This window comes from Cutibacterium sp. KBN10P07758 (assembly GCF_050286205.1).
Classification (GTDB): Bacteria; Actinomycetota; Actinomycetes; order Propionibacteriales; family Propionibacteriaceae; genus Cutibacterium; species Cutibacterium acnes.
The window spans coordinates 1784579-1796744 of record NZ_JBNNQV010000001.1 but is presented as its reverse complement, the minus strand read 5'-3'; the positions used below and the strand labels follow the sequence as shown (position 1 = coordinate 1796744).

Genomic DNA, 12166 nt, shown 5'->3' with positions numbered 1-12166 from the left:
ACTGAAGACATGAGGAGATCTGTCTGCATCAGCCTACTAATCATCACGGTGGGGATTTGCTTGCTGGCCTTACCAGCTCCCAGCCACAGCGTTGCTGCCGTTCCCGCGCGAAGTGTGGCGAATCGTCCGACTCCGCCGGTGCTAGGCCCCGTCATCAAAGGGTTTGCGCCACCTGCCGAAAAATGGCTGCCGGGTAGTAGGGGAGTGGAATTTGCGGCCTCCGTGGGAGAACCAGTGACGACCGTGACGGCTGGGGTGGTCGTTTTTGCTGGCCAGGTCGCGGGGGCTGGGGTGGTGAGCATCCTGCTTGCTGACGGTCGTCGGACAACCCACATGCCGGTTGTGCCTAGCGTTGCTGTCGGCCAGGTAGTGGTTCCTGGCCAGCAGATCGGAGTTGTCGGGATGGGGCCACCATGCACCCGCACTTGTTTGCACTGGGGGTTGAAGAAGGGAGATGTTTATCAAAACCCCATGACATTGTTGCAACTTCAGGTGCGGTTGCTGCCCTTGGACAGTCGGCCTCATTCAGCGTCGGGGCACGGATGGCCTGTGCGGCCCCTGAGCCTGCCAGGGGGCAGCAGGAGGAAAGCTGCCTCAAGCGGTGCCCTCATGCCTCCGTGGCGTGGAGCTGGGCGGGACGCCGCGTTAGGCATTGATACGACGGTGACCGAAGCCACCCGAGGTGGCTCAGGCGCGGGGATGAGCCTGGCGAAACGCAGTGCGCAATCTTTCGGTGGAAACGTGGGTGTAGATCTGCGTGGTGGCTAGGGATTCGTGGCCCAATATGTCCTGGACGGTGCGCAGATCTGCTCCGCCTTCCAAAAGATGGGTCGCCATCGCGTGACGTAACCCGTGAGGCCCAAGGTCGGGGGAGTCTGGTTCGGCACGCAAGTCGGTGTGAACGACTCGCCGAACGACGCGCTGATCGATGCGACGACCACGCGCTCCCAAAAAGAGGGCCTGCCCGGAGTGCGGCCCAACCCATTCCTCACGACGAGGTAACCACGTATCGATGGCACGCAGCGCAGGCGCCCCCATAGGCACGGTGCGTTCTTTGTCGCCCTTGCCCGTAACTTTCACAGTGCGGCGAGATCGATCGACGTCACCCAGATCAAGACCGCACAGCTCGCCGACACGCAGCCCTCCACCGTAAAGGACCTCAAGGATGGCGGCGTCGCGTGCGCCGTGGGGAGATTCATCGTGACGAGCCTGTGCTACGGCTTCGTCGAGGATGTGACGAGCCTGATCGACGCCCAGAGTGGCCGGCAGGCGTTTCGGTACTTTGGCCGAATTCAGAGCGGTCGTCGGATCGGCGGAAATGAGCCCTTCGTTAGCCGCCCAGCGGAAAAATACTCGCGCAGCCGACCAGCGGCGCTGCATGGTAGCGGCCGAGGCGCCAGCCACACGGGTATCAGCTAGCCATGCTCGCACTTGCGATGTGCCGATCCTGCCCAAGGTGTCGTCGCCGTGGGAGTGAGCGTGGCCCATGAGATCGATGAGGTCAGCTCGGTAACCGCGGATTGTGTTGGGCGAGCGTCGGAGAGCCGAGAGGTGGCCACAGAAGTCCTCGACGGGCACCGTCAGGGACATAGGCAGCTGTCCGGCGCCAACGCGCGTCGGGGATGGCTTCTTCATCACATCCACTGTGGCCTGTGATTGCCGCCATGGTAGGCAGACACGCGGAAGTGGCCGGGGTCAAGGGGAAGGTTAGCTTGATTGCCTCTTGGTGTCGTAAACTAATCGCGCAGTCCGGATCATTTCGGACTGACTTCGCATGCATCGACGTCACCGACGACCGGACGTCCACGGTCCTGCCACGGCAGGCGGACGAACGGTGATGCATCAGGAGGTGACGCAATCCCGCGTCACCGTTCAACCGTTGGCATATCTGTGTGATGTGCCCAGAGAGGGAAGGACACGGCATGGCCGTCGTCACCACTCGCCAGCTCCTCGAGAGCGGCGTCCACTTCGGACATCAGACGCGTCGCTGGAACCCGAAGATGAAGCGCTTCATCTTCACCGAGCGCAACGGCATCTACATCATTGACCTGCACCAGTCGCTGACCTACATTGATAAGGCGTACGCCTTCGTCAAGGAGACTGTCGCCAAGGGCGGCCAGATTCTTTTCGTCGGCACGAAGAAGCAGGCCCAGGAGTCCATCGTTGAGCAGGCCACTCGCGTTGGCATGCCCTATGTCAACCATCGTTGGCTTGGGGGAATGCTCACTAATTTCCAGACCATCTCGAAGCGCATTGCCCGGCTCAAGGAGCTCGAGGCCATGGACTTTGACAAGGTTTCCGGCTCCGGTCTCACCAAGAAGGAGCTGCTTATGCTCTCTCGTGAGAAGGACAAGCTGGAGAAGGACCTCGGCGGTATCCGCGATATGCCGAAGGTTCCGCAAGCGGTCTGGGTCGTTGATACGAAGAAGGAGCACCTCGCCATCGACGAGGCTCGCAAGCTCAAGATTCCGGTCGTCGCCATCCTCGACACCAACTGTGACCCCGACGAGGTGGATTACGCCATCCCGGGTAACGATGACGCCATTCGTTCGGTGTCCTTACTGACCCGCATCATCGCCGACGCCGCCGCTGAGGGCCTCATGGCTCGCTCAGCTGGTAAGTCTGGTGAGCAGCCTGCTGAGGCCGAGCCCATGCCCGACTGGGAGCGCGAGCTCCTCGAAGGGGACGGCGCTAAGACCGAGGCCAAGGCTGAAGAGCCGAAGGCCGAGGCCAAGAAGGCTGACGAGGCCCCCGAGGCCGAGAAGTCCAACTGAAGTTCGCCCACGTCTAGACAGGACTGAGATATCTATGGCTATCACTGCTGCTGAGGTCAAGAAACTGCGCGACGCTACTGGCGCCGGCATGATGGACGCCAAGAAGGCCCTCACTGAGGCCGATGGCGACTTCGATAAGGCCGTTGACATCTTGCGTGTTTCCGGCGCTGCTAAGGCTGCGAAGCGTTCCGACCGTGAGGCCAGCAACGGCCTGGTTGCTGCCGCTGGCTCTTCCCTGGTGCATATCGGCTCTGAGACCGACTTCGTCGCCAAGAATGAGGAGTTCATCGCCGCCGCTCACGAGATCGCCGAGGCTGCTGATAAGGCCGGGGCTGACTCTAAGGATGCTGCTAATGCCGCAGCTTTGGCTGATGGCACCACTGTTGGTGACAAGCTTGGTGAGCTCGCCGCCAAAATCGGTGAGAAGATTGAGCTCGCTAACGCCGCTCACTTCGATGGCAACGCGCACGTGTACCTCCACCGTCGTTCCCAGGACTTGCCCCCGCAGGTCGGCGTCATGGTTGAGTACGAGGGCGACAACATCGAGGCTGTCCACGGCGTTTGCCTGCAGATCGCGGCTATGAGCCCGCGCTGGCTGTCCCGTGACGAGGTCCCTGCCGACGTCGTCGAGCACGAGCGCACCGTTGCCGCTGATATTGCCCGCGAGGAGGGTAAGCCTGAAAAGATCATCGACCGCATCGTCGAGGGTCGCCTAGGCGGCTTCTTCAAGGAGAACTGCCTGCTCGATCAGCCTGCCATTTCCGATGACAAGAAAACCGTCGCCCAGACCCTTGAGGCCGCTGGTGTCACCCTCAAGCGTTTCGTTCGCTTTTCTGCCGGAGAGTGATCTCGTCCCCACGTGGGGATGATAACGAGATTGTGACGACGAACGGTCCCACCGTACGAGGTGGGGCCGTTCGTCGTTTCCCAGCGAATGACGGTCGCGGCTAGGGCGAACTGCGATGGTAGCCGTCATCGGGCTAAGCTGGGGTGACGCATCCCGCGTCAATGTCCGCTGACCAGGAGAGATGATGCCAGAGCGCTACAACCGAGTCCTTCTCAAGCTGTCCGGAGAGGTTTTCGGAGGAGGAGGAATCGGCGTCGACGCCGATGTCGTGTCCGCCAAGGCCCGCGAGATCGCTGAGATCGCTAATAGCGGCGTTCAGGTGGCCGTCGTCGTCGGTGGGGGGAACTTCTTCCGCGGGGCTGAACTTCAGCAGCACGGCATGCAACGTGATCGCGCCGACTATATGGGAATGCTCGGCACCGTCATGAATTGCCTTGCCTTGCAGGATTTCTGTGAGAAGGCTGGTGTCGATACCCGCGTTCAGACAGCCATCACGATGGGCCAGGTTGCTGAGCCTTACATCCCGCGCAAGGCCGAGCGCCATATGGAGAAGGGACGAGTCGTCATTTTTGGTGCCGGGTCCGGAATGCCGTATTTCTCGACCGACACCGTCGCTGCTCAGCGAGCCTTAGAGATCGGAGCCGATGCGCTCCTCATGGGTAAGCAGGGGGTTGACGGCGTCTACGACAGTGATCCCAAGACGAACCCGAACGCCCACAAGTTTGACGAACTGACCTACGATGAGTTTCTGTCGCGTGGTCTTAAGGTCGCCGACGCAACTGCCGTCGCCATGGCCAGGGATAATGACCTGACGATGGTCTTCTTCAACCTCGAGATGCCAGGCAATATTAGCCGCGTCATCAATGGTGAGGACATCGGCACCACCGTCCATCGCTGAACCATCGAGACATACCAAGGAAGGACAACACAGTGAGCGACATCATTAAGGACGCCGAGAAAAAGATGGGGTCAGCGGTCGACCATGCCCGCGAGGAGTTCGCGGCTATTCGCACCGGGCGTGCTAACCCCGCCATGTTTAACAAACTCATGGTCGAGTACTACGGTACCCCTACCCCGCTGCAGCAGCTCGCCAGTTTCCAGGTGCCGGAGGCTCGCACTGTCCTTATCGCGCCATTCGATAAGAGTTGTGTCAATGACGTCGAGAAGGCTATTCGGGATTCCGACCTAGGAGTCAACCCCTCCAACGATGGCAACGTGGTGCGTTGCGTCCTTCCAGCTCTGACTGAGGAGCGCCGCAAGGAGTACATCAAGATGGCCAAGACTAAGGCTGAGGAGGGGCGTATCGCGGTCCGCAACGTCCGTCGCGCCAGCAACGATGTTGTCAAAAAGCAGGAGAAGGACAAGGAGATCTCTGAGGACGAGATGACTCGTCTGGAGAAGGAGCTTGACCAGGTCACCCGCAAGTACGTTGAGCAGATTGACGAATTGCTGAAATCCAAGGAGAGCGAACTCCTCGAGATCTGATCAGATTCGAGGTGGGCGAGCCTGAGAAGAAGACCACGGCCGCACGGACTCCACGTGCCGGCCGTGATCTTCCTGCTGCCATCACTACGGGCGTAGTGCTGTGCGGTGCCGTCATCGGCACCGTTGGATGGTGGCATTGGGGTTTCGTGTTGTTGATGACCTTGGCCCTTATGGCCGGGGCCATTGAGCTTCATCGAGCGATGGTTCGTTTGGGAATGGACTCCGCGGTAGTTCCGATATGCGTCGGCACCGCAGTTATGGTCATTGGGGCATATGCGGCCTCGACCCTGAAGCTTCACATCCTGCCCAATACCTTCCTGGTGGTGACGTTAGGTGCGACGACAGTTGCCGCAATGGCGTGGCGACTGCCACGCGGGTCGCATGGCTTCGTCAAGGACGCTGCTGCCAGCCTTTTCACTATCGCCTACTTGCCATTGCTTGGCTGCTTCGTTCCCCTCATGATGGGCGATGACGGTGGTAGCCGCCGCATCGCTACCTGGATCCTCAGCGTCGTGGCTTCTGACACCGGCGGTTATGCCGTAGGGGTGCTATGTGGCAAACACAAGTTGGCCCCGCGTATTAGCCCGAAAAAGAGCTGGGAGGGTTTTGCCGGGTCCGTCATAACCGCAGCTTTCGTTGGATGGGCCTGTTTGGGAGGATTGCTGTCGGCGCCATGGTGGGCTGGGATTGTTCTTGGCGTTGTTCTAGCCTTGACCGGCACTGCGGGAGACCTTGTCGAGTCGATGATTAAGCGTGACGCTGGTATCAAGGACATGTCGAACTTCTTGCCCGGTCATGGCGGGGTCATGGACCGGCTCGACTCAGTGCTGTTTTCGGCGCCCTTCGCCTGGCTCGTCATGTCCCTTGTGCTGTGACTGTAGTCGCGGGGCCACTCCACTATGAGCTTGGCCAAGCTCCGATGATATACTATCTCCTAAGTAATAGCTATTAGGTATAGATGGGGGCGAAGATGGACATTATTATCATGGTCCTCATCGCCGCGTTGGTGTTGACGATGATACTGCGCGGCGTCAGGAAGTCGATATTCATTGTATCCGTCATGGTTATCGCAGCGCTTTGCGTGATTCTGTTGTCGCTACATGCGACGAGTGATCTGGGGCTGTCATGGTGAGGAACTACGACATCGAAGTCGAAAGTCTGTCAGATGCGGAACGAACCCCGTCTAGAGCAGGACGGGTGTTTCCTATCGTGGGCTTCTGGGGAGCGAACCTCTTCGTGCTGGCCTACATTGGGGTTCTAGCGGGTGGATTCATCGTGCAATTCGGGTTGCATGAATTCCCATGTCCACTGTGCATGCTTCAGAGGTACTCGATGATGCTTGCCTCTTTGGGGCCTCTTTACATCATTGTTCGTACCCGGCGCGGGTCCGTGACGATGGCGGATTTTTGCCTGGGCTATGGCGTATCGATCCTCTCGGCGGTCCTTGGCGCAGCGGAATCGGCACGTCACATCCTGTTGCATATTCAACCTGGGGACCCCGGATATGGTTCTAAGGCTTTCGGGTTGAGCACCTACACCTGGGCCTTCATCACCTTTACCATCGTCATAGCATTCTGTGGCGTCATGATGACCTTTGCTCCGTGGCTTACCCCCCGTGGTGTTAAGGCCCACGCCATATCCACTGTCATCATGTGGCTATTTGCCCTCATCGTCGTGGCGAATCTCGTCATGATCGTGTTTCTTGAGGGATTGCATTTCCTCCTGCCCGGTGATCCAGCCTGTTACGAGCTAGTGCAGAACTGTTCGCCGAGGTGACGTCGCGACCCGTACTTAGCAGGCACCGACTCGTGTGGTCGGGTGGTGGGAGTTGGGGATAATGGGGGCGTGATGTCATCGACTGGAAGTTCCGTCAGCACGTCAGGTCTTGTTCTGCCCTCCACGCCGCTCGCCGAGCCGGGCAAGGAAGTGCCACTCGTGGTGAATACCCCGAATCGTGCCAAGCCTCCTCGTCACTGGATCGATCTGAGCATCGAAGAAAGGGTGCAGGCCGTCAAGGATTTCGGTGTGCCAGCTTTCCGTGCTCGGCAGATTTCCGCTCACGTCTTTGAGCGGTGGGAGGTCGACCCGACTCAGTGGACTGACTTGCCTAAGGCGGCCCGTCAGGAGATCGCCGACGCCTGGTTTCCGGTCCTGTTGACCAAGGTCTCTCAGCAGTCGTGCGATCGCGGCACAACCGTCAAGACCCTGTGGCGGCTGCATGGTGGAGCTCTGGTTGAGTCGGTACTCATGTACTATCCAGCCACCCGTCACTCTGCGGCTCGCGCCACCTTGTGCCTGTCTTCGCAGGCCGGTTGCGGTATGGCCTGTCCGTTTTGTGCCACCGGTCAGGGTGGTATTCAGCGCAATATGTCCACCGCCGAAATCGTCAGCCAGGTTTTGGCGGCGAATCGTCTCATAGCGGCAGGCGAGGTTCCTGGGGCGTCCGGACGCGTCCACAACATTGTCTTTATGGGTATGGGTGAGCCGATGGCCAATTACCGTTCGGTGCTTACTGCCATCCGGACCCTGACCGCCGACGGTCCCGACGGGGTCGGGATGAGCGCCCGGGCCCTCACCCTCTCGACAGTCGGCCTGGTACCACGTATCAAGGCCTTGACGCAGGAGGGGATCCCGGTAACCCTCGCCGTCTCATTACACGCCCCTGACGACGAGCTGCGTGATGAGCTCATCCCGGTTAACCGTCGTTGGAAAGTCGACGAGTTGCTCGACGCCGCCTGGCACTACGCCGAAAAGACGAAGCGTCGCGTCTCCATCGAGTACGCCCTCATGAAGGACATCAACGACCAGGCCGACCGTGCCGCGGTGCTGGCCCGTCAGATCCGTCGTCGGGGCGATTGGACCTGGGCTCACGTCAACCTCATCCCTCTCAATCCGACGCCCGGTTCCCGCTGGACGGCTTCGCGCCCCGAGGACCAGGATGCCTTCGTCGAGACACTTGAGCGCTGGAAGATCCCGGTGACAGTGCGCGATACCCGAGGCTCTGAGATCGACGGTGCTTGTGGCCAGTTGGCAGCTGTGGGACGGTCGGAAGGACTAGGCAGCTAACGGTTTGCGGCGGCCCCGGTGACAGTGCGCGATACCCGAGGCTCTGAGATCGACGGTGCTTGTGGCCAGTTGGCAGCTGTGGGACGGTCGGAAGGACTAGGCAGCTAACGGTTTGCGGCGGCCCCGGTGACAGTCCCGGTGTGCCCCGAGCGTCACAATCGTCCACACAGAAATACAGAAGGGATTCACCGTATGGATAGGCAACTCGAAAACGCGTACGAATCGGTGTTGCGTCGCAACCCAGGGGAGGCCGAGTTCCACCAGGCTGTGCGGGAGATCTTTGAATCTCTCGGCCCGGTGCTCGACACGAATCCGCAGTACGTGGAGGCAGCCGTGTTGTCGCGCATCTGCGAACCGGAACGCCAGATCATTTTCCGGGTGCCGTGGGTTGACGACGAGGGCAAGATCCGTATCAACCGTGGCTTCCGCGTTGAATATTCGTCGGTGCTGGGGCCGTATAAGGGTGGATTGCGATTCCACCCCTCGGTGTACTTAGGAACGATTAAGTTCCTTGGTTTTGAGCAGATCTTCAAAAATGCTCTGACTGGCATGCCGATCGGTGGCGCGAAGGGTGGGTCGGACTTTGATCCCCATGACGCGTCGAGGCTGAGGTCATGCGATTCTGCCAGTCCTTCATGACCGAGCTCTACCGTCACCTTGGTGAACACACCGACGTGCCAGCTGGTGATATCGGCGTTGGCAGTCGTGAGATCGGATTCCTCTTCGGCCAATACAAGCGCATTACTAACCGTCATGAGTCCGGTGTGCTCACCGGTAAAGGACTCACCTGGGGTGGATCCTTGGTGCGCACTGAAGCTACCGGATATGGCACAGTCTTCTTCGTCCAACGAATGCTGGCGACCAACGGCAAGTCTTTAGACGGCCTGCGAGTTACCGTCTCCGGGTCGGGCAACGTCGCGATCTACGCCATCGAGAAGGCTCAGGATCTCGGAGCCACCGTGGTTGCGTGCTCAGATTCCAGCGGTTATGTCGTTGACGAGAAAGGTATCGACGTCGCCCTGCTTAAGCAGATCAAGGAGGTGGAACGGGCCCGCATCTGCGAGTATGCCGCTCGACGCGACTCGGCTACTTTCCACTCCGACGGATCGATCTGGGATGTGCCGGTCGACGTCGCCTTGCCCTGTGCCACTCAGAACGAGCTCAATGGTCAGGCTGCCGCCACCCTCATCCGCAACGGTGTGGTCGCTGTCGCTGAAGGTGCCAACATGCCCTGCACTCCTGAGGCGGTGCATTCCTTCCAGGACGCCGGCGTCATTTTCGCCCCGGGTAAGGCATCTAATGCGGGTGGCGTCGCTACTTCGGCCCTCGAGATGCAACAGAATGCCGCGCGCGACTCCTGGGATTTCGACGCGACCGAAGCTAGACTGCAGCAGATTATGGCCGACATCCACGATCGTTGCATCGAGACCGCCGACGAGTATGGCCACCCGGGGGATTACGTTATGGGTGCCAACATCGCCGGGTTCACCAAGGTGGCTGACGCCGTTATCGCGATGGGTGTCGTCTGAGTGCCGCTACTGCCTCGTCGACGGTGTCGACGAGGCGAATGCGGTGAGGGTGGTCCCGTGACATGCTGTGCAGCAGCGGCCAGGCCGGTAGGGTCTGGCTCCAGTAGCGGTTGCCAAGCATGATGAGCGGGGTCATCTCGTCTTCGCTGGTGGCGTAGTAGTTACCAGTGAGAGCTTGGAAGATTTCCTGGACGGTGCCCGCTTGGCCAGGTAGGTAAATGATCCCGCCTCGGCAACGGTTGAGGAGGATATCTTCGCGCAGCGCATTCGAGAAGTACTTGATGATGCTGGTCGCAAAGACATTGGGTGGTTCGTGACCGTAGAACCACGTCGGGATGCCGATAGTGCGGTGGGCGGCGCCTTGCGGCCAGGAAGAAACGACGTCAAGGCCCGCCTGCACCCATGTGGTGACGTCGGCAGTCCCGGCGACCTTCCTCAACCGGTCCAGGGACTCGTCGAGCAGGTCGGGTGGGCAGGCAGCTCCCAGGTTGGTCGCCTCCATCGCTCCCGGGCCGCCCCAGGTTGTGACGAGATGGCCGGTACCAGCCAGGGCGGCACCGAGGTCGGCTGCCAGCCGATAGTCGTCGGAATCGCGGGTGACAGAGTGGCCACCCATGACACCCACTGTCATGGACGGATCGGTTCCTGCCAGCAGGTCATCCAGAGCGTCGGTCATCGCGTCGTCATGCAGAGCAGTGGCGAGGGTGTCGCGCAGTCGTGGCGGAGTGGCCAGGCCGCGGCGCCATCTGTCGATGGCAGCGTCCAGGGTGACGTGGTACCCCTCGCCGATGTCGTTGTACAGTTCCTCCGCTGTGTAGGCGCCCGGGTGGTAGGGATCGAATGGGACCCCCGGGATAGCCGGGAAGATGAGGGCGCCCCGGGCGCGCAACCAGGCTGCGAGCCGGGCGGAGGTCGAGCAGCCAAGGAAGATCGTCGTGGAGACGTCGCAGTGACGAAGGAGGTTGCTGCACCCGGTGAGGTCGACTCCCTGGACCACCTGACCGGCGAGATTGGGAGCAGCTGCGCGCAATTGGTCGACCGTCTCGATCTCGATATGGGTGGTGCTCATCGTCGTAGCTCCGGGTGCACCAGGCCCAGCAAACCACCAGGGTTGAGTGGTTCATTGTCCCACTCGGTCGTCGTTGCCTCCGGGGTCATTCGCAAGGTGAGGGTGTGAGGGGTTGAGATGACGCACAGTCTTGCCACGAAGGTTTCGCCCTGCCACCCGCCGCTGGTCGCGATATCGATGGCATCGTCACCGACCCGGCAGTGGGAGGTCTGCCATTCCTCGTAGCCCACGGCGATGTCGAGGGTTTCGTCGGTGGGATGGCTGAAGGTGCCCGGACAGCGCCACGACATCGCCCAGGTTCTGCTCTCCTTGTGCGGGGAGACGACGATGTATGAGCCATCAGGGGCGATTCCCTGCACCGACCTTGCCGAGTCGAATTCTCCAGTCACGGTGGGCACAGTGCGCACGATTTCCTCAGGCTGTGGCTGGAATCCATCCGCTAAGGCAGGCAGGAGGTGGTCCCAGACAGCTTGGAGAATGGCTTGCTTGTCACCAGGGCCTTCACTGGCCTCGTTGGTCATAGTGATGACGGCGTCAACCTCGGGGACGATGAGGACATACTGGCCGAAGGCTCCGTCCAGACGGTACCCATGGCTTGACATCCATGTCTGCCAGCCATACCCCATTCCCCATTCCGGATCGGTCTCGCTGTCGCAATTGACTTGACGGACACGGTGCTGCCTGATCCACTCCTCGGGTAGTAGACGGGCGCCCTCATGCACCCCATCGTCGAGGAGAAGCTGGCCGAACAGAGAGAGGTCTTCAGCGTCAATATGCAGTCCTGAGAACCCCATCGGGATGCCGTCGGCGTCACGGACCCAGGTGTGTGGTCCCGCCCCGATCGGGTCGAGAACCTCCTTGGTGATGATGGTGTCGACATCCTCGCCGGTGTGTTGAGCAACGAGCCGAGAAAGCATCCAGGTGGCCAGATTGTTGTAGGCGAAGTCGATACCGGGACGGCCTTCCGGCTCGGTCGCCAGCAGGATCCGGGCGGTGTTGAGATCGGGCAGACGGCGGGACATCAATGTTGGTTCGAGGAGCTGCTCCGGGGAGTGACCGGTCGACATGGACAGGGCATTGCGAACGGTCATGGATTTCGCTACTGGCCCGGTGTTGGCGGTGCAGGCCTGCGGCCACAGATCGGCCAAAGTGTCGTCGTATCCGAAAGCTCCCCGATTCACGGCGATGCCGACGGCAGCTGAGGTGAATGTTTTCGAGCAGGAGTAGACCAAACTCGGGACGTCGGGGCTCCATGGAGCCCACCGTCGTCGACCAACGACCTGACCGTGCTGGCGGACGACGAGCCGGTGGGGGTGAGCCCCGGCCTGCTCGAGCGCGTCTGCAGTGACGTCGAGAACGCTGTCAGTCATGGTTTCCACTCTAGGGCCGTTGATGA

Annotated in this window: 12 protein-coding genes and 1 pseudogene; 10 read left to right on the top strand and 3 right to left on the bottom strand. The window is 60.5% G+C overall.

Translation table 11 applies throughout. From position 1 onward, the window contains the following. Nucleotides 1–9 precede the first annotated feature (9 nt). Nucleotides 10–768: a M23 family metallopeptidase gene (locus ACOYO3_RS08910; protein WP_002519289.1), complete on the top strand. Its 759-nt coding sequence runs from the start codon at nt 10–12 to the stop codon at nt 766–768. Here the strand turns inward: ACOYO3_RS08910 and ACOYO3_RS08905 are convergent. Beyond that, a complete protein-coding gene (locus ACOYO3_RS08905) occupies nt 688–1635 on the bottom strand; it encodes a tyrosine recombinase XerC (RefSeq protein ID WP_002524785.1) in 948 nt (315 codons plus the stop codon). The genes ACOYO3_RS08910 and ACOYO3_RS08905 overlap by 81 nt on opposite strands. 287 nt (nt 1636–1922) lie before the next feature. Here ACOYO3_RS08905 and rpsB point away from each other — a divergent pair, with 287 nt between their 5' ends. The 9 genes and pseudogenes from rpsB (at nt 1923) to gdhA (ending at nt 9701) form a co-directional block, all read left to right on the top strand. Next, nucleotides 1923–2774, top strand: a complete 852-nt coding sequence (gene rpsB, locus ACOYO3_RS08900) for a 30S ribosomal protein S2 (RefSeq protein WP_002524784.1) — start codon at nt 1923–1925, stop codon at nt 2772–2774. 34 nt (nt 2775–2808) lie between these two features. After that, complete coding sequence (gene tsf, locus ACOYO3_RS08895; RefSeq protein WP_002517028.1) at nt 2809–3621, top strand: translation elongation factor Ts; 813 nt, start codon at nt 2809–2811, stop codon at nt 3619–3621. A 181-nt stretch (nt 3622–3802) separates the two neighbouring features. Further along, nucleotides 3803–4519: a UMP kinase gene (pyrH, locus tag ACOYO3_RS08890; RefSeq protein ID WP_427305854.1), complete on the top strand. Its 717-nt coding sequence runs from the start codon at nt 3803–3805 to the stop codon at nt 4517–4519. Nucleotides 4520–4551: 32 nt separating this feature from the next. Beyond that, on the top strand, nt 4552–5106 hold the full coding sequence (gene frr / locus ACOYO3_RS08885; protein WP_002516897.1) for a ribosome recycling factor: 555 nt from the start codon (nt 4552–4554) through the stop codon (nt 5104–5106). An 11-nt stretch (nt 5107–5117) separates the two neighbouring features. Next, entirely contained in the window at nt 5118–5981 is an 864-nt protein-coding gene (locus ACOYO3_RS08880) for a phosphatidate cytidylyltransferase (RefSeq protein WP_002516978.1), read from the top strand. A 95-nt stretch (nt 5982–6076) separates the two neighbouring features. Next, nucleotides 6077–6238, top strand: a complete 162-nt coding sequence (locus ACOYO3_RS08875) for a hypothetical protein (protein ID WP_011183871.1) — start codon at nt 6077–6079, stop codon at nt 6236–6238. Continuing rightward, nucleotides 6232–6882 (top strand): disulfide bond formation protein B, encoded by a 651-nt coding sequence (locus ACOYO3_RS08870; protein ID WP_002517001.1) that lies wholly within the window; start codon nt 6232–6234, stop codon nt 6880–6882. Before ACOYO3_RS08875 ends, ACOYO3_RS08870 begins: the two co-directional genes overlap by 7 nt. 72 nt (nt 6883–6954) lie before the next feature. Continuing rightward, nucleotides 6955–8172, top strand: coding sequence for a 23S rRNA (adenine(2503)-C(2))-methyltransferase RlmN (gene rlmN / locus ACOYO3_RS08865; RefSeq protein ID WP_002519293.1), 1218 nt, complete (start codon nt 6955–6957; stop codon nt 8170–8172). 192 nt (nt 8173–8364) lie between these two features. Then, nucleotides 8365–9701 (top strand): annotated as a pseudogene (gdhA, locus tag ACOYO3_RS08860) (NADP-specific glutamate dehydrogenase). Here gdhA and ACOYO3_RS08855 read toward each other — a convergent pair. Together ACOYO3_RS08855 and ACOYO3_RS08850 are read right to left on the bottom strand one after the other, a co-directional pair. Continuing rightward, nucleotides 9679–10770 (bottom strand): LOG family protein, encoded by a 1092-nt coding sequence (locus tag ACOYO3_RS08855; protein ID WP_002520241.1) that lies wholly within the window; start codon nt 10768–10770, stop codon nt 9679–9681. The pseudogene gdhA and the gene ACOYO3_RS08855 overlap by 23 nt on opposite strands. After that, the gene (locus ACOYO3_RS08850) at nt 10767–12140 is read right to left on the bottom strand and encodes a serine hydrolase domain-containing protein (RefSeq protein ID WP_002517003.1); all 1374 of its coding nucleotides are present in this window, start codon (nt 12138–12140) and stop codon (nt 10767–10769) included. Before ACOYO3_RS08850 ends, ACOYO3_RS08855 begins: the two co-directional genes overlap by 4 nt. Nucleotides 12141–12166: the final 26 nt, after the last annotated feature.